The sequence below is a fragment of the Nonomuraea sp. NPDC048901 genome (assembly GCF_040649695.1).
Taxonomy (GTDB): Bacteria; Actinomycetota; Actinomycetes; order Streptosporangiales; family Streptosporangiaceae; genus Nonomuraea.
Map to the genome: position 1 here is coordinate 341138 of NZ_JBEZFW010000008.1, position 16168 is coordinate 357305.

The following is a 16168-nucleotide window of genomic DNA, read 5'->3' on the forward strand; positions in this document are numbered from 1 at the left end:
CGACGACGGGAAGGGGTGGCTTCGGTGGACTTGTACAGCGTTGTGTGCGTGCGTGACCTGGCGACATCGCAGAAGTGGTTCGAGGTGTTCTTCGGGCGGCCGGCGGACGAGATCATCGGCGAGGAACTCCTGTGGCAGGTTGGTGAGAACGCGTGGGTCGTCATCGACGACCGGCACATGCGGGCCGCACGGGTGGGCGGCACCATGATCACGTTCGGCGTGACCGACCTCGATGACATCCTGGCCCGGCTGGCCGCGTACGGCGTCCAGCACGAGCCCGTGGAGACCTACGGCAACGGTGTGCGCCACGTGGAAGTCCTCGACCCGGACGGCAACAGCCTGTCGCTCGCGCAGGCACCCGCCCACACCCTCAGTACGCCGCGAGCGTAAGCGCGTTGGCGGCCTCGTTGAGCGGCTTCATGATCGGCCGCATCGCCAGGTCCTTCCACGGCAGGCGGTTGACCAGCCGCATCATCGTGGTCTGCATCTTGATCTGCATCGGGCTGCCCGCGACCATCTGCGCGGCGTTGCTCGCGCCGAGCGTCACGTTCACATCCACGTACTCGCGCATGGCCTCCCGATAACCGGCGTAAGCCGCACGATGCTCGCCCGCCGCCGCGCTCAGTTCGCCGGCCAGCACGTACGCACCCACCAGCGCGAGGCTGGTGCCCTGCCCGGACAACGGGGACGGGCTGTAGGCGGCGTCGCCGACCAGGGCGGTCCGGCCGGTAGACCAGTCGTCCATGCGAACCTGGCTGACCGGCGTGAAGTAGAAGTCCGGCGAATGCGGCATCGCTCGTAGCAGCGTGTCACTCTCCCAACCGACGCCGGCGAATGCCTCGGTCAGTACGCGCTGCTGAGCGGCCCTGTCGGAGCGGTCGGGCAGGACGGCGGGGCTCGGGAAGACGAACTGCGCCTTCGCGGTGTCGGGCCGGGTGGCGTAGACGTTCACCACCTTGCCGGGCGTCGGATAGAGCAGTTCCCAGTGGTCGAGTCCGAGGTGGTTGGGGACGGTGAAGACGGCCGCGTGCATCCCGAGGGGGTGTACGTAGCGCTCCTCCGGACCGAAGGCCAGGCGGCGCACGGTCGAGTGCAGGCCGTCGGCGCCGATGACGAGGTCGAAGCGGCGTGGCGGGGCGTGTCGGAAGGTGACGTCGACTCCGTCGGGGCCTTCGCGGAGCGAGGTGATGGTGTCGCCGAACAGGTATTCGCAGCTGTCACGTGTCGCGTCGTAGAGGAGCCGGGCGAGGTCGCCGCGCATCACCTCGTCGTCGCCGGGAGCGCGCATGCCGATGAGGTCGGGGCCCAGGTTGGCCAGTGGCTTGCCGCTCTTGGCAACCCACGAGCCGCCGCGGATGGCGGTACTTGCCCGCCGTACGGCCTCCAGCATGCCCATCCGCTCGACGACCTGCATGGCCACGCCGCGCAGGTCGACCTTGTAGCCGCCCTCGCGCACCTCGGGCGCCAGTTCGACCACGGTAGGGGTGAATCCGTAGCGGCGCAGCCAGTAGGCCAGAGCGGGGCCGGCCACGCTGGCGCCGGAGATCAGGACGTTGCGGTTGGCGAGTCGCCGTGAGTTCGTCATGCCAAGAACCGTAACAGCCTTGCCAGACACTTGGCAATAGCTTTCCAATTAAGTTGCCATCATGCTCTGACTGGCCTACTCGACCCTGCTAGAAGCTTTGGCAAGGATTTGCCAGGTGTATGTCACGTGGCTAACATGAACTGCGGCAGAGGGCCGGTCGGCCCGGCGCTTCGACCTGGCAAGGAGACGACAGGCAGATGTTGACGCAGCCAGCCTTCGGCCGACGGCTCAAACAGCTGAGGACCGAACGCGGCCTGACCCAGGCTGAGCTCGCGGGCGAGGGCATGTCCACCGGCTACCTCTCCCGCCTGGAGTCCGGGGCCCGGCCCCCCACCGATGAGGCCGTGACCCACCTGGCCCGCCAGCTGGGCGTCGCTCCCCAAGACCTGGCCGAACCGCCGGCCTGGTCGCTGGCGCGCAGCCTGGCCACCACCGTCGGACTCGACGTGGACGAGGCGGGCGAGCTGCTGGCCCGAGCTCTGCGTACGGCGGGCGGCGAGGACCCCCTGCTGCGTTGGCAAGCGCTCTGGCAAGTCGCCGAATGGCGACGTCTCAACAATGAGCCCACCGAGGAGCGCACCTGCCTGGACGAGCTGGTGGCGCTCGCCGACGAGCTCGACCTGCCCGAGCTGCGCGCCCGAGCCGGGGCGCGGCTGGCGCGCGCGCAACGCGGGGCGGGCCAGGTGCCGGCCGCGGTCGAGGCCGCGATCGGCGCCTACCGCCTGGCGGTCGACGAGGGCCTGCCACCGCATATCGTGGCCGACACCCTCTTGGCGCTGGTGTCCTCGCTGGCCGAGGCGGGCCGGATGGCCGAGGCTCGACAGCACGCCGACGAACTGCTCACCCTGGTCGCGGGCTTGCCCGCCGGCAGGCTCCTGGCGGAGGCTGCGTGGACCGTGGCCGGCGTCCGGCTCCGACAGGGCGAGCCCCAGGTCGCGCTGAAGCTGGTCAATGACGCACTGGAGCAACTCCAAGGCCGCCTCGACCCGGCCATGTGGGTACGGCTGCGCATCGTCGCGGCCCGCCTCCACCTCAATTTCACCCCGCCCGAGACCGAGCCCGCGCGGCGCCGTATCGAGGAGGTCGAGGCGTGCCTGCCGTTCGCCGGCACGCCCACGGTCGAGCAGGAACTACTCGCGCTACGCGCCCGACTGGCCTTCCACACCGGGCACACCGACGAAGCCCGCGCCCTGCTCGACCAGCTCGCCGACGCGCACGACCACCTGGCCTACCAGGAGCAGATCCGCTTGGACGTACTGCGCAACCAGCTCCTGCTGCTGGACGGGAAGCAGGACGAAGGCATGCGGGGCCTTCGAGCGCTGGCCGAGCAGGCGCAGGAGCGCGCCAACTTCGACCTTGCCGCGGAGATCTGGCGCCACGCCGCCGAATCACTGGCTCGAACCGGCGGCGAGAACCAGCCACGGGAACCCGCCACGTAGGCCGTCACGAGGAGGAGCACCAACAGAGCAGCGTAGGCTTGCACAACAGTCCATCAGCACTTACCGTCACATCCGCCCTACTCCCAGGATTGAGGCGAAGCGGGCTCAGCGGGCGATGCGTGCCGTGGCGCAGATCTCCCGCCACGTCTCAGGTGTCGACGCGGCTGTGCTCAACGCCGGAGCGGCCCGCGTCAAGGGAAAGTTCCGGGAGCGTCCGGTGTCGATGGGCCGGCTGTGTGACGTGCGGTCAGTCCCGTGTCGCCTGCTCCGTGATGACGGTCGCATCGAAGCCGGTCACGCGCCCAACGCCTCTTGCTTGATCTGCTCGAACTGCGCGCCCATCGCCTCGGCCAGCGCGTTGGCTCCTGACAGCGGCCGCACCATGACCGTCAAGTCGTCGATGAGGCCGTTGTCGTCCATGTGCAGGAAGTCGCAGCCGTGGACCTGCTTGCCGTTCACCTTCGCCTTGAACTCCAACGCGAGGTCACGGCCGTCCGCGTTGGCGATCTCGCGGACGTAGTGGAAGTCCTCGAACACCCTCGAGACGCCACGGATGATCGCCGCCGTGAGCGCCCTGCCCGGATAGGGCTGGTACGCGACCGGGCTGGTGAACACGACGTTCTCGGCGAGTAGCGCCTCGATCGCCGCCATGTCGTGGGCCTCGACGGCCTTACGGAACGGATGCACGCCTACCCCTACTCAATTTGTTGACTATACGCCGTTGACAGTAACTCCGACGTGGTGTGCCGTCCAGGGGATGGGCGAGTGTCGATAGTCACATCGTTGACTAGGAAATGGGACGGTTAATCAACCCGGCGATATCGTTGGCAGATGTCGTTGCGCCACGCGGTGATGGCCGCGCTCCTGGAGGGCGAAGCGTCCGGATACGACCTGGCCAAGGGGTTCGACGCGTCGGTGGCCAACTTCTGGATGGCCACGCCCCAGCAGCTGTACCGGGAGCTGGACAGGATGCGGGCCGAGGGCCTGGTCCAGGCGCGCGTCGTCGAGCAGGAACGCCGTCCCAACAAGCGGCTGTTCTCCCTGACCGAAGTCGGACGCCAAGCGCTGCGTGATTTCACCGCCGCACCGCCGCGTCCGGGCGCGATCCGCGACGAGTTGATGGTGAAGGTTCAGGCCGTGGACGCCGGCGACTCCGAGGCCGTGCGCGCCGCTGTGGAGGAACGCATGGTCTGGGCTCAAGCCAAGATCGCTCGATACGAACGGCTACGCGCCCGGTTGCTGAACGGCCGCAGCGAGGAGGAGTACCTGGCTCAAACCGACCACATCGGCCCCTACCTGACCCTGATGCGCGGCTTGGCCTTCGAACGCGAGAACCACCAGTGGGGCGAGTGGGCCCTGGCCGTACTGAAGCGGCGCTCGACCGCCACCACCTGAAGCCCCCGAACGCGGCCCCGTGGATTAGGTGCGTCCGTGGGGGAATTGAGGCATCTGTTCAGCTTGGCCCGGCTGGTCGGCCGAGCTTGGCCTCCCATCAGGGGCTTGATCAAGGCTCCAGCAGGCGGCGCGGGCCCGGGCCCTGCTGGGCGAGCGTGTCGCCCGGATTGACCAGTACGCACTGCTCGAACGACAGGCACCCGCACCCGATGCACTCCGTGAACCGGTCCCGCATCCGTTCCATCCGCTCGATCCGGGCGTTGATCTCCTCGCTCCAGCACTCCGACGCCCTGACCCAGAACTCCCGCGTCGGCGGGACGCCCTCCGGCAGGAAGGCCAGCACGCTCCCGATCACCGACAGCGGTATGCCTACGCTCTGGGACGCGCGGATGAACGCCACCCTCCGCAGCGTGGTGCGGTGATAGCGACGCTGGTTGCCGGTGGTCCGGCGGCTGTCGATGAGCCCCTGCCGTTCGTAGAAGCGCAGCGCGGACGCGGGTACGCCGCTGCGCTCGGACAGCTCACCGATGGTCAGTTCCTTGGCGATCGCTTCGGGCATGCCCCGAGCCTAGCTTGACTTAAACATTGGTTTAAGTACGAGCCTGCTCTCATGACTGATATTGCCGATGCGACGGCGGTCTGGATCAACCGTCACGCCCACCCGCTCGATCCACGGGACCCGCTCCCTGATCTACGGCCATTGCGGGACATCGTGCGCGATGCCACGGTCGTCGCCCTCGGCGCCTCGACCCGTCAGGCCCATGAGCTGTCGGTCTCCGCGCATCGGATGGTGCGGTTCCTGGTCGAGGAGCTGGGGTTCCGCTCGCTCGCGCTGGAGGGGGACGACCCGGCCCGCGTCGGGCTCGACGATTACGTCCGTACGGGGAAAGGCGACCCGCGCGCGTCGCTGGCCGGTGCGCGGGCCTTCTGGCGGACCGGGGAGATCCTCGACCTGGTCCACTGGATGCGGGCCTACAACGAGGACCATCCTGATGATCCGGTACGGTTCGCCGGCGTGCGGCCCCAAGCCGGGCCGGCCGTCGGTATGAAGGCCATCGAGCAAAGGATGGCCGAGGACACGATCTGGTGGCACGAGCGCACCGGAGACAAGATCGTCTATTGGGGCGGCCTCGCGCACACCAGCATGAGCCCCGGCAACGTGGGCGGGCATCTGCGCGAGCGCTTCGGAACCGGCTACCTGTCGATCGGGCTGACCTTCGGACACGGCACATTGCCGTTCGAGGTGCCCGCCCCGCCTCCGGACTTCGCCGAGACGGCCCTGAGCGCCGCCGATCTCGACGACTTCCTGCTGGACCTGCGCGTCGAAGCCCCGGCCGCCGTACGGGCCTGGCTCGACGCGCCGGCCAGGACGCGGCTCATCGGGCCTCGCTACGACCCGGCGGACGACGCCGCCTACCACCTGTCCGGAGGCTCGTTCGGCGGATGGTTCGACGCAGTCGTCCACCATGAGCGGGTGACGCCCGTCCGCGAGCTGTAGGCGGCTGGTCTGCGAGCCGCGGGTCGCCGGGCGGCAGGCGGCTGAAGCGTAGTCTGACGGGGTCTAGTGGCGGCGCACCATGGTGAGCCCGTCGGCGATCGGCAGGACGACCACGGTGACCCGGGGATCCTCCCGCACGAGGTCGTTGAACTCACGCATCTGCGCGGTTCGCTCATCCGTGACGGCCGGGTCGGCCACCCGGCCGCTCCACAGTGTGTTGTCCACCATGAGCAGGCCGCCCGGCCGCAGCCGGTCGATCAGCAGCTCGTAGTACGCCGGGTAATTGGGCTTGTCGGCATCGAGAAAGGCCAGGTCGATGGGCCCCTGGAAGGCGGCGAGCGTCTCGCGCGCCGGGCCCAGGGTCAGGGTGACGCGGTCGGTCACGCCGGCCTTCTCCCAGTAGCGGCGGGCGATGGACGTCCACTCGTCGCTGACGTCGAAGCAGTGCAGGGTGCCGCCGGACAGGCCCCTGGCGATGCAGAGCGACGAGTAGCCGGTGAACGTGCCCACCTCGACCGCCACCTCCGGCCGGGTGAGCTGGGTGATCATCGTGAGGAACGTGCCCTGGTCGGGCGTGATCTGCATGCCCGCGCTGTCGCCTGTCGCCGCGATCGTCTCGGCGGCGAGCTCCTCCAGCAGGGGGTCGGGCGGGGTGGAACGGTCGAGGATGTACTGGGCCACGGCGGGGTCGAGAAATTCTGCTTTCATGATTCTATTCTTAATGGGCATGGGACCAGCTCCGGCCACTAGCCGGGCACAATGGGGAAAGTCATAATCCCCGATCCCTAAAGACATAAAACGTCCGATATGTCAAACGGGTACTCTTACGGGGTGGGTGAAACGGCGACCTCGGCGAGGGGCCTAGGGGCGACCGGAAAGGCTGCTCCGCGCGGGCGTATCGCCAAACGAGAAGCGATCATGACCGCTGCAATGAGGGTGTTCGTGCGCGACGGTTACTCGGGCGCGAGCATCGAAACCATCGCCGCTGAAGCGGCGGTATCCAAACAGACCATCTACAACCATCTGGGCGACAAGCAGCGCTTGTTCGAGTCCCTGATCGACGAGAACTTCGATCGGGTCAATGCCCAGCAATTCGCCATGATCGAGACTTTTCCCGATCGACCGGCGAACCTCATGGTGGAGCTGACGGCGTTCGCCGGTGCTCTCATGCGTGAATGTCTCATGGACGAGCGGGCGCGCGCCTTGCGCACACTCGTCCAGGCAGAGGGATCTCGGCGTCCCGACATCGCCAGGCAGTGGCGGCAGCGTGGTCAGGGCCAGCTCGCGGGGTCCCTGGCCGCCAGGTTCGCCAGGCTGGCGCTGGCCGGGAAGCTCTCCCTGGCCGACCCCGATCAGGCGGCGCGCGACTTCCTGGCGTTGATCACGTATGACGCCCAGGTCGGCTGGACCATCGGCGACGCGTCGATGCGAGACGACGAGCTCGACGCCTCCATCGCCGCCGGGGTCCGGACGTTCATGCGCGCATACGGGAACGGCAACGGACACCACAACGGCAACGGCAACGGCAACGGACACCACAACGGCGCGGCTGGAGGCTGACAGACGCCCGCCCTTGCTCTTCGGGTAAGGTCTCGGCGATCAATGAGCTAAGGGCGGGCAAAATGAACAAAAGGGTGACGGCTGTCGTGGCCGTGGGCGTGGCGCTCGTCGTGCTGCTGACTGTCGTGGCGTTCTCCGAGCCCGGCACGTCGGCGGCGCAGGGAGTGCGACTCACCCGGCAACCCGACGGTTCCATGGTGCTCGCGGACAGGGGCGGCGACGCCCCTGTGCTCGACCTCTACGAGGACTTCGACTGTCCCGTCTGCAAGGAACTGCACACCAGGGTCAACGCGACGATCGAGCGGCTGGCCAAGGAGGGCAAGGTCAAGGTCGTCTTCCATCCGGTGACGGTCTTCGAGGACGAGCCCATGCGCTCCAACTCCGTCCGCGCCGCCGCCGCTGCCCGCTGCGTGCCCGAGGAGAGCTGGCTGGCGTTCAGGGAGGAGCTGTACGCCATGCAGCCCTCGCCACACGGACTGGCCTCGGGCTTCGACGTACAGGAGCTGGCCAAGGCGGCCAGGAAGGTCGGCGCGGACGTCGACCAGTGCGTGATCTCGCAGTCGTACGCCGACGCGCACCTGCAGGAGAGCGCGAAGGCGGGGATCGACGGGACACCGACGCTGCTCCTCGACGGCGAGGTGCTGGGCAACGAGGCGTTCGACCCGGTCACCCTGGAGCGGGCCATCACCGGCGGAACAGGCATCACCGTCTGACACGTCCCAAGGATTGAGATCGATGTGCCGACCAGTGGATAGGTGTGGCAGACTCACAAGCACCATGTTCTACGGTCTGCTCATTATCAGCAGGCGCGCTGGCTGACAAAGGGACACCGCCAGCGCGCAGACCTCTCACGTCCGTGAGGGGTCTTTTTGTTTTCCAGGGAGACGACACCATGGCCGACGACCGCTTTCACGTCTATGACACGACGCTGCGTGATGGCGCCCAGCAGGAGGGCCTCACCCTCACCGTCGCCGACAAACTCGCCGTCGCGCGGCAGCTGGACGGCCTGGGTGTCGGCTTCATCGAAGGGGGCTGGCCCGGCGCCAACCCCAAGGACACAGAGTTCTTCAGGCGCGCTCAAACAGAGCTCGACCTGAAGCACGCGCAGCTCGCCGCGTTCGGTGCGACCCGCCGAGCAGGTGTGAAGGCAGCCGACGACCCGTTGGTGGCCGCCTTGCGCGAATCCGGCGCGCCGGTCGTGACCCTTGTCGCCAAGAGCCACGACCGGCACGTGGAGCTGGCCCTCCGCACGACTCTCCAGGAGAACCTCGCGATGATCCGCGACACGGTCTCCCACCTTCGTGCGGGGGGACAGCGAGTCTTCCTCGACGCCGAGCACTTCTTCGACGGCTACAAGTCCAACCCAGCCTACGCGCTCGAGGTCCTGCGCACGGCGGCCGAGGCGGGGGCCGACGTCATCGCTCTGTGCGACACCAACGGCGGCATGCTTCCCGACGAGCTGGCGGACATCGTCCACGCCGCCGTCCAGACCAGCGCCCGCGTCGGCATCCACTGCCACGACGACACCGGCTGCGCGGTCGCCAACACACTCGCCGCCGTCAAGGCCGGCGCCACGCACGTGCAGGGCTGCGCCAACGGCTACGGCGAGCGGTCCGGCAACGCCAACCTGTTCACCGTGGTCGCGAACCTCCAGCTCAAGCGGGGCTTCGACCTGGTGCCGCAGGAGTCGCTCGCCGACATGACGCGCATCGCCCACGCGATCACCGAGGTCACCAACGTCACGCCCAACTCCCACGCGCCCTACGTCGGCATGTCGGCGTTCGCGCACAAGGCCGGGCTGCACGCCAGCGCCATCAAGGTCGACCCGAACCTCTACCAGCACATCGACCCCGCCCAGGTCGGCAACGACATGCGCATGCTGGTCTCCGACATGGCCGGCCGCGCCTCGGTCGAGCTCAAGGGCCGCGAGCTGGGCTACGAACTCACCCCCGAGGCCACCAAGGCGCTGGTCGAGCGGGTGAAGGACATGGAGTCCAGGGGCTTCACCTTCGAGGCCGCCGACGCCTCCTTCGAGCTGCTGCTGCGCGACACCGTCCACGGACAGCGCAAGCGCCACTTCGAGGTCGAGTCGTGGCGGGTGATCGTCGAGCGCACCAAGGGCGGCGAGCTGGTCAGCGAGGCCACGGTCAAGCTGCACGCCAAGGGCGAGCGCATCGTCGCCACCGGCGAGGGCAACGGCCCGGTCAACGCGCTCGACCGGGCGGTACGCCTGGCGCTGGAGAAGCTCTACCCCGAGCTGGCCAGGCTGGAGCTCATCGACTTCAAGGTGCGCATACTCGAGGGCACCCACGGCTCCGACGCCATAACCCGCGTGCTCATCACCTCCAGCGACGACACGGCCGAGTGGTCCACGGTCGGCGTCGCCGAGAACATCATCGACGCCTCCTGGCAGGCGCTGGAGCAGGCGGTGACGTACGGCCTGCTCCGCGCGGGCCACGAAGCCGGCTCGTAAGGCGCCTACTCCTGGACCTTGCCTCCGGTGAGCCGGGACAGGACCAGGGCGATGATGATGATGGCGCCGTTGAGGGCCTGGATCCACTGGGCGGGCACGCCGGCCAGGGTGAGGACGTTCTGGATCATGTAGAGGAGGAGGATGCCGGTGAACGCCCCGAACATCGTGCCTTTGCCGCCGTTGAGGCCGACACCGCCGATCACGGCCGCGGCGAACACGGTGAAGATGGCGCCATCGCCCTGAGCAGCGGCCACCGAGGCGAGGTGACCCGACATCAGCAGGCCGCCGAGCGCGGCGAGCAGGCTGGCGCCCACCAAGGCGGTCCACAGCACCCGGTCGGTACGGATGCCGGCCGCCTTGGCCGCGTCCACGTTGCCGCCGATGGCGTACAGGGCACGGCCGTACTTGGTGAAGCCGAGCAGCACGATGCCGGCGGCGAACAGCAGCAGGCACAGCCAGATCGAGGCGGGCACCCCCAGCCACATGGCCGAACCGAGGTAGAGCATCGACGACGGCAGGTTGAAGAAGGTCTGGCCGCCGGAGATGCCCGTGAGCAGGCCGCGCAGCACGATCAGCATGCCGAGGGTGACGATGAAGCCGTGGAGCCCGAACCGTACGATCAACAGGGCGTTGACCATACCGATCAGCACCCCGACGGCCAGGGTGATCGGAATCGACCAGGCGCCAGGCACCAGGCCGAGCCCGGCGCCCGAGCCGGCGGCGACGGTCAGCCAGGCGGCCACGCCCGGCGCAAGGCCGAACGTCGACTCTAGCGACAGGTCCATCTTGCCGGCGACCAGCACGATGGTCTGGGCCAGCACCAGGAGAGAGATCTCCGACATGGTCTGCAGGATGTTGATCAGGTTGTCGCCCTGCAGGAAGATCGGGTTGACGATCTGACCGACGACGGCGATCACGATGATCGCCGGGATCAGCGCGAAGTCGCGCAGCCGGGCGAGCCGCACCTGTGGCCGTGCCCGCTCCTGAGGGGCGCTCCCGGTGACGGGCGTGAGGGTTTTCTCAGGCATCGAGCCGGACTCCTTCCATGGCCGCCACCACGTCGTGGTCGTGCCACCCGGCGGCCATCTCCGCGACGATGCGACCCTGGAACATCACCAGCAGCCGGTCGCAGAGCCGCAGGTCGTCGAGTTCGTCGGAGGCGATCAGCACGCCGGTCCCCTCGGCGGCCGTCTCCTCGACCTTGCCCAGCAGGAACTCCTTGGACTTCACGTCCACCCCGGCGGTGGGGGTGATCAGTACGAGCAACCGGGGATCGGAGGCCAGCGCCCTGGCCATGACGACCTTCTGCTGGTTGCCGCCGGACAGGCCCATCACGGGCAGGCCGGGACCGGGCGTCTTGATCGCCAGGTTGGCGATCAGGGTGCCGGCCAGCCGGTCGCGCCGCCTGCCGCTGATCAGGCCGGCCTCGCCGAGCCGTTCGGGGACCGTCATGGTGGCGTTGTTGGCGATCGACATCATCGGGACGAATCCCTGATGGTGCCGGTCGCGGGGGACGAAGCCGACGCCCGCGGCGAGCGCGTCAGGCACGCTGCCGGGACGGGGGACCCGCCCGGCGACCTCGATCGTGCCTGAATCGGCCGCGCGCAACCCGGCGATGGTCTCGGCCAGCTCGGTCCGGCCGCTGCCGGCCGCGCCCGCCAGGCCGACGATCTCGCCGGCCTGGATCTGGAAGCCGACCTCTCTGTACGCGTCGCCGTACGACAGGCCGCGCACGCCGAGCACCACATCGGCGCCGGCGGGCACGGCCGTCCGGGAGGAGGTGCCGGCCAGGCCGGCGGCCTCTCCCGCCAGGGCCGCCACCAGCTCGGCGTGCGGCAGGCCGGCCACCGTGGTGGTCAGGATGTGCCGGGCGTCGCGGAAGACCGTGACCGTGTCGCAGATCTCGTAGATCTCCTGCAGGTGGTGGCTGATGAACAGGAAGGTCACTCCCTGCTCCTGCAGGGTGCGGATACGGGTGAACAGGCGGGCGATGGCGGCGGCGTCGAGCTGGGCGGTCGGCTCGTCGAGGATGATGAACCGGGCACCGAAGGACAGCGCACGGGCGATCTCCACGAACTGCCGCTGTTCGACGTCCAGTTCTCCGGCGGGCAGCCGTACGTCCACGTCCACCGACCACGTCTCCAGCAGGGCGGCGGCCTTGCGGCGCAGGTCCGGCCAGTTGACGAAGGCGGCGTGGCGGTTGAGGTAGAGGTTCTCGGCCACGGTGAGCTGGGGGATGATCGTGGACTTCTGGTAGACGCAGGCCACCCGCTGCCGCCAGGCGTCACGGTCGGCGAGGCGCGGGGCGGGTTCGCCGTCGAACCGCACCTCGCCCTCGTCGGGTGCCTGGAGCCCGGTGAGTATCGAGACCAGGGTGGACTTGCCTGCCCCGTTGCGGCCGACCAGAGCGTGGGTCTGGCCGGGCATGATCCGGATTCCGGCGCGGTCCAGCGCGACGGTCTCGCCGTATCTCTTGGTGACGTCCACCGCCTCGGCCAGAGGCGTGGGCGCCTGGTCAGCCGCCAAGATTGTTGCCCCAGAGCGAGGATTCGCCCGGCTTGACGCTCGTGACGCCCCCGTAGGTGCCGCCGTCGGCTGTGACCAGCGGCGCGGAGAGCTGGTCCTCCAGCAGGCCAGGGCGCACCTGGATGATGGTGCTGTCGTGATCGGTCGCGCCGGGCTTGAACGTCTTGCCGTCGATGGCGGCCTTGGCGTACTGCAGCGCGTACTTGGCGTACTGGTCGGCCGGCTGGGAGACGGTGGCGTCGATGTTGCCGGCGGCGATCTCCTTCAGCTCCTGGGGGATGCCGTCATTGGAGACGACGAAGACGTGCTTGGGGTTGTCCGGGGGGACCAGCAGGCCGCGCTGCTGGAGCACTTGGAGGGTGCCGGACAGGGCGAAGCTCGATTGCATATAGACGCCCTTGATGTCCGGATTGGCGGTGAGCCGCGTCTGGAGCTTCTGCGAGGCGATCGCGCCGTCCCAGTTGGCCGCCTCGCCGAACACCGTGATGCCGGGGTAACTCGCCTTCATGCATTCGTTGAACGCCTCGGTGCGGTCACGGCCGTTGATGGAGGCCAGGTCGCCCTGGAGCATCACGACCTTGCCCTTGCCGCCCAGCTTCTCGCCGAGGAACTTGCACGCCTTCTCGCCGTACGCCCGGTTGTCGGCACGCACCACCATGAAGGCCTGGCCCTGCTCGGGACGGGTGTCGACCATGACGACGGGGATCTTCTTGGCGTTGAGCTGCTGGAGGGTGGGGGCTACGGCAGCGGTGTCCTGCGGCGCCAGCACGATGCCCTTGACGCCCTGGCTGATGAGACTCTGCACGTTGGCGGTGAGCTTGGAGATGTCGTTCTGCGAGTTGGAGGTCTTCAGCTCCAGGCCGTTCTCGGCGCCGAACTTGGGGACGTACTTGATGAAGGAGTTCCAGAAGTCGGTGTCGGAGCGGGGGTAGTCCACCCCGACGACTGGCTTGCCGCCTCCTGAGGCGGTCGTGCCGCTGCCCGCGCCACCCCCGCAGGCCGCGGCCAGTCCGGCCGACAGGGCGACGGCCGCCCCCAGGGCGAGTCCTCGTTTCATGCCTGTTCCTTTCCTGCGCTGTTCCGGGTCGCTGTTCTGGGTCACAGCCGGAGGTCGGCTGTCCACTGGGGACCGTGCGGGTAGGCGTACTCGGCGCGGGATTCCGGACGCATCTCGGCGCCCCCGCCCGGCCGTTCAGGGGCGAGGTATCGGCCTTCCCGGATCACGACCGGGTCGGTGAAGTGCTCGTGCAGATGGTCGATGTACTCGATGACGCGGTCCTCGGCGGTGCCGCTGACGGCCACGTAGTCGAACATCGACAGGTGCTGGACCATCTCGCACAGTCCGACGCCGCCCGCGTGCGGGCACACCGGGACCCCGAACTTGGCGGCCAGCAGCAGGATGGCGATGTTCTCGTTGACCCCGGCGACCCTGGCCGCGTCGAGCTGCAGGATGTCGATCGCGTCCGCCTGCAGGAACTGTTTGAACATCACCCGGTTGTGCGTGTGTTCGCCGGTGGCGACCTTGATGGGCGCCACCCGCTTGCGGATGGCGGCGTGGCCGAGCACGTCGTCGGGCGAGGTGGGCTCCTCGATCCAGTACAGGTCGTACCGCGCCAGCGGGGCCAGCCACTCGATCGCCTGGCCGACGTTCCACGCCTGGTTGGCGTCCACGGCGATGCGCACATCGGGTCCGACCGCCTCCCGGGCCAGCCGTACGCGCCGGACGTCCTCGGCTTGGTCGGCACCGACCTTCAGCTTGATCTGGCGAAAACCGTCAGCGACCGCTTCCTTGGCCAGCCGGACCAGCTTGTCGTCGGTGTAGCCGAGCCAGCCGGGGGTGGTGGTGTAGGCGGGGTAGCCCTCGGCTAGCAGACGGGCGTGGCGCTCGGCGCGGCCCGGCTCGGCGCGGCGCAGGATGGCCAGCGCCTCCTCCTGGGTGAGGGCGTCCTCCAGGTAGCGGAAGTCAACGACGTCGACGATCTCCTCCGGCGACAGCTCCGACAGCAGCCGCCACAACGGCTTGCCCGCCCTGCGCGCACGAAGGTCCCACAGCGCGTTGAGCACGGCTCCCGCCGCCATGTGGGTGACGCCCTTCTCCGGGCCGAGCCAGCGCAGCTGGCTGTCGCCGGTGAGCAGGCGGGACATCCCGCCGAGGTCGCCGAGCACCTCGGCCACCGGCCGCCCGGTGACCAGCGGTGCCAGCGACTCCACCGCGGCGACGGCGATCTCGTTGCCGCGCCCGACGGTGAAGGCGAGCCCGTGGCCTTCCTGCCCGTCGCCGGTCCGCACGATCACGTAGGCGGCCGAGTAGTCGGGCTCGGGGTTCATGGCGTCGGACCCATCGAGGTGCCGTGAAGTCGGGAACCGGATGTCGTGGGCCTCGACCGCAGTGATCAGCTCGGGCACGATGAGGTACCTCCATGGGATGTTTCCCAGCAAGTCAAATTTTTGACATGGGATGTCTTTGTAATCCCGGCCCTTGCTTCCTGTCTAGAGGTAGCCGAAAAGGACCTTAGACAGCCCATGTCTGTTCATCGCCAGATCTGGTTCTCGCTTAGACATGGGATGTCTGTTATGTTTCCCGTGTGGCTCGCGTGCCGATCGAGCCGCTCCACCTCGGGAGGCCGTACCCATGTCCCTGACCGACGAGGCGATCTCCCGCATCCGGGCGCTCATCCAGTCGGGCGAGCTGTCCCCGGGGGCGCGGCTGCCACCGGAGCACCAGCTCGCCGCCCAGCTCGGCGTCTCCCGTAACCCGTTGCGCGAGGCGGTCAAGGCGCTGGTCGTGGCCCGGGTGCTCGACATACGGCGGGGCGACGGCACCTTCGTGACCAGCCTGGAGCCACGGCTGCTGCTGGAAGGGCTGGGGCTGGCTGTCGAGCTGCTGCGCGACGACACCCTGCCGGAGATCGTCCAGGTACGGCGGATGCTGGAGCCCGCGGCGACCGGTCTGGCCGCGTCCCTGATCTCCAGCGAGCAACTTGAGGAGATCGGCGAGCACCTGAACGCCATGCGCGCCGCCAGTGACGACGTGGAGAAGCTGAATCACCACGACGCCGCCTTCCACCGCGCCGTGGTGCGGGCGACCGGTAACGAGACGCTGTCCACCCTGCTCGACGGCATCTCCGGCCGTACGCTGCGGATGCGGGTGTGGCGCGGCACCGTCGAGGCGGGCAGCTCGCACAAGACCGTCGCCGAGCACGAGGCGATCTACAACGCCCTGGCCGCCGGCGACGCGACTCTCGCCCAGGCCGCGGCGCTGATGCACATCAGCACGACCGAGAGCTGGCTCCGCTCGGTGCTGGGAGACGTCGAGGGCTCCCGTGACCAGGAGGAGTACACATCATGAAGGTCCGCCTGGCATGCGGGAAACCGGGCTGACGGCCGAGTTGCCCGAGAGGCCACTCTCGACGTGATACCTGGTTCTCTGCGACTGCGATCATTCCGCTGAAGGCCATGTAGGCCCTGAAACGGTCCCGAAACTCAAGTTTTCCGACCAAGATCATTAGTGCGTGTCAGTTTCCCAAGTCGTCTGCACGTGAGCCGCGCCTTCCAAGGGCATGTCGCTGATCAAGTCAGGCGTTGAGCGGGTCGTAGCTGTGGGTCGTGCATCGCGAACAGCTATGCCGGCGCCCGCGGGATGCTGTAGGCAGCGGTCTGACACGCACGCAGTTCGTGAGCGATGAGGTCCG

At 68.4% G+C, this 16168-nt stretch carries 16 protein-coding genes; 8 read left to right on the plus strand and 8 right to left on the minus strand.

The window, feature by feature from the left end:
* Nucleotides 1-48 precede the first annotated feature (48 nt).
* A complete protein-coding gene (locus tag AB0C30_RS28955) occupies nt 49-390 on the plus strand; it encodes a VOC family protein (protein ID WP_357950311.1) in 342 nt (113 codons plus the stop codon).
* Here AB0C30_RS28955 and AB0C30_RS28960 read toward each other — a convergent pair.
* Nucleotides 371-1585, minus strand: coding sequence for an FAD-dependent monooxygenase (locus AB0C30_RS28960; RefSeq protein WP_357950314.1), 1215 nt, complete (start codon nt 1583-1585; stop codon nt 371-373). The two genes, AB0C30_RS28955 and AB0C30_RS28960, sit on opposite strands and share 20 nt — an antisense overlap.
* 197 nt (nt 1586-1782) lie before the next feature.
* On the opposite strand from AB0C30_RS28960, the gene AB0C30_RS28965 reads away from it, so the two are divergent.
* Nucleotides 1783-3024 carry a helix-turn-helix domain-containing protein gene (locus tag AB0C30_RS28965; protein WP_357950317.1) on the plus strand — a complete coding sequence of 414 codons (1242 nt, stop codon included), beginning with the start codon at nt 1783-1785 and terminating at the stop codon, nt 3022-3024.
* Nucleotides 3025-3318: 294 nt separating this feature from the next.
* On the opposite strand, the gene AB0C30_RS28970 is transcribed toward AB0C30_RS28965, so the two are convergent.
* Nucleotides 3319-3711: a nuclear transport factor 2 family protein gene (locus AB0C30_RS28970; protein WP_357950319.1), complete on the minus strand. Its 393-nt coding sequence runs from the start codon at nt 3709-3711 to the stop codon at nt 3319-3321.
* A 144-nt stretch (nt 3712-3855) separates the two neighbouring features.
* Between AB0C30_RS28970 and AB0C30_RS28975 the strand changes: the two genes are divergently transcribed.
* Entirely contained in the window at nt 3856-4419 is a 564-nt protein-coding gene (locus AB0C30_RS28975) for a PadR family transcriptional regulator (protein WP_357950322.1), read from the plus strand.
* Between the two features lie 109 nt (nt 4420-4528).
* Here AB0C30_RS28975 and soxR read toward each other — a convergent pair whose 3' ends face one another.
* Nucleotides 4529-4978: a redox-sensitive transcriptional activator SoxR gene (gene soxR, locus AB0C30_RS28980; protein ID WP_357950325.1), complete on the minus strand. Its 450-nt coding sequence runs from the start codon at nt 4976-4978 to the stop codon at nt 4529-4531.
* Between the two features lie 51 nt (nt 4979-5029).
* On the opposite strand from soxR, the gene AB0C30_RS28985 reads away from it, so the two are divergent.
* Nucleotides 5030-5917 carry an erythromycin esterase family protein gene (locus AB0C30_RS28985; RefSeq protein ID WP_357950328.1) on the plus strand — a complete coding sequence of 296 codons (888 nt, stop codon included), beginning with the start codon at nt 5030-5032 and terminating at the stop codon, nt 5915-5917.
* 63 nt (nt 5918-5980) lie between these two features.
* On the opposite strand, the gene AB0C30_RS28990 is transcribed toward AB0C30_RS28985, so the two are convergent.
* Nucleotides 5981-6625, minus strand: a complete 645-nt coding sequence (locus AB0C30_RS28990) for an O-methyltransferase (RefSeq protein WP_357950331.1) — start codon at nt 6623-6625, stop codon at nt 5981-5983.
* A gap of 210 nt (nt 6626-6835) precedes the next feature.
* Between AB0C30_RS28990 and AB0C30_RS28995 the strand changes: the two genes are divergently transcribed.
* The 3 genes from AB0C30_RS28995 to cimA all read left to right on the plus strand — a co-directional run bounded on the left by AB0C30_RS28995 (nt 6836) and on the right by cimA (nt 9950).
* Nucleotides 6836-7477, plus strand: a complete 642-nt coding sequence (locus AB0C30_RS28995) for a TetR/AcrR family transcriptional regulator (protein WP_357950334.1) — start codon at nt 6836-6838, stop codon at nt 7475-7477.
* Nucleotides 7478-7539: 62 nt separating this feature from the next.
* Complete coding sequence (locus tag AB0C30_RS29000; protein WP_357950337.1) at nt 7540-8190, plus strand: thioredoxin domain-containing protein; 651 nt, start codon at nt 7540-7542, stop codon at nt 8188-8190.
* Between the two features lie 179 nt (nt 8191-8369).
* On the plus strand, nt 8370-9950 hold the full coding sequence (cimA, locus tag AB0C30_RS29005) for a citramalate synthase (RefSeq protein ID WP_357950340.1): 1581 nt from the start codon (nt 8370-8372) through the stop codon (nt 9948-9950).
* Nucleotides 9951-9955: 5 nt separating this feature from the next.
* Here cimA and AB0C30_RS29010 read toward each other — a convergent pair whose 3' ends face one another.
* The 4 genes from AB0C30_RS29010 to AB0C30_RS29025 are packed head-to-tail and all read right to left on the minus strand — an operon-like array spanning nt 9956 to nt 14882.
* Complete coding sequence (locus AB0C30_RS29010; RefSeq protein WP_357950343.1) at nt 9956-10978, minus strand: ABC transporter permease; 1023 nt, start codon at nt 10976-10978, stop codon at nt 9956-9958.
* Nucleotides 10971-12476, minus strand: a complete 1506-nt coding sequence (locus tag AB0C30_RS29015; protein ID WP_357950346.1) for a sugar ABC transporter ATP-binding protein — start codon at nt 12474-12476, stop codon at nt 10971-10973. Before AB0C30_RS29015 ends, AB0C30_RS29010 begins: the two co-directional genes overlap by 8 nt.
* Nucleotides 12466-13533, minus strand: coding sequence for a sugar ABC transporter substrate-binding protein (locus AB0C30_RS29020; protein ID WP_357950349.1), 1068 nt, complete (start codon nt 13531-13533; stop codon nt 12466-12468). The genes AB0C30_RS29015 and AB0C30_RS29020 overlap by 11 nt, the downstream gene beginning before the upstream one ends.
* A gap of 41 nt (nt 13534-13574) precedes the next feature.
* Nucleotides 13575-14882, minus strand: coding sequence for an enolase C-terminal domain-like protein (locus AB0C30_RS29025; protein ID WP_357950352.1), 1308 nt, complete (start codon nt 14880-14882; stop codon nt 13575-13577).
* Between the two features lie 226 nt (nt 14883-15108).
* Between AB0C30_RS29025 and AB0C30_RS29030 the strand changes: the two genes are divergently transcribed.
* Nucleotides 15109-15825 (plus strand): FadR/GntR family transcriptional regulator, encoded by a 717-nt coding sequence (locus AB0C30_RS29030; protein WP_357950355.1) that lies wholly within the window; start codon nt 15109-15111, stop codon nt 15823-15825.
* Nucleotides 15826-16168 lie beyond the last annotated feature (343 nt).

What these genes read in the sequence shown, in the direction of transcription:
- AB0C30_RS28960 (WP_357950314.1), bottom strand. Translation starts at nt 1,585, where the DNA reads ATGACGAACTCACGGCGACTCGCCAACCGCAACGTCCTGATCTCCGGC.
- AB0C30_RS28965 (WP_357950317.1), top strand. Translation starts at nt 1,783, where the DNA reads ATGTTGACGCAGCCAGCCTTCGGCCGACGGCTCAAACAGCTGAGGACC.
- AB0C30_RS28975 (WP_357950322.1), top strand. Translation starts at nt 3,856, where the DNA reads ATGTCGTTGCGCCACGCGGTGATGGCCGCGCTCCTGGAGGGCGAAGCG.
- soxR (WP_357950325.1), bottom strand. Translation starts at nt 4,978, where the DNA reads ATGCCCGAAGCGATCGCCAAGGAACTGACCATCGGTGAGCTGTCCGAG.
- AB0C30_RS28985 (WP_357950328.1), top strand. Translation starts at nt 5,030, where the DNA reads ATGACTGATATTGCCGATGCGACGGCGGTCTGGATCAACCGTCACGCC.
- AB0C30_RS28990 (WP_357950331.1), bottom strand. Translation starts at nt 6,625, where the DNA reads ATGAAAGCAGAATTTCTCGACCCCGCCGTGGCCCAGTACATCCTCGAC.
- AB0C30_RS28995 (WP_357950334.1), top strand. Translation starts at nt 6,836, where the DNA reads ATGACCGCTGCAATGAGGGTGTTCGTGCGCGACGGTTACTCGGGCGCG.
- AB0C30_RS29000 (WP_357950337.1), top strand. Translation starts at nt 7,540, where the DNA reads ATGAACAAAAGGGTGACGGCTGTCGTGGCCGTGGGCGTGGCGCTCGTC.
- cimA (WP_357950340.1), top strand. Translation starts at nt 8,370, where the DNA reads ATGGCCGACGACCGCTTTCACGTCTATGACACGACGCTGCGTGATGGC.
- AB0C30_RS29010 (WP_357950343.1), bottom strand. Translation starts at nt 10,978, where the DNA reads ATGCCTGAGAAAACCCTCACGCCCGTCACCGGGAGCGCCCCTCAGGAG.
- AB0C30_RS29020 (WP_357950349.1), bottom strand. Translation starts at nt 13,533, where the DNA reads ATGAAACGAGGACTCGCCCTGGGGGCGGCCGTCGCCCTGTCGGCCGGA.
- AB0C30_RS29030 (WP_357950355.1), top strand. Translation starts at nt 15,109, where the DNA reads ATGTCCCTGACCGACGAGGCGATCTCCCGCATCCGGGCGCTCATCCAG.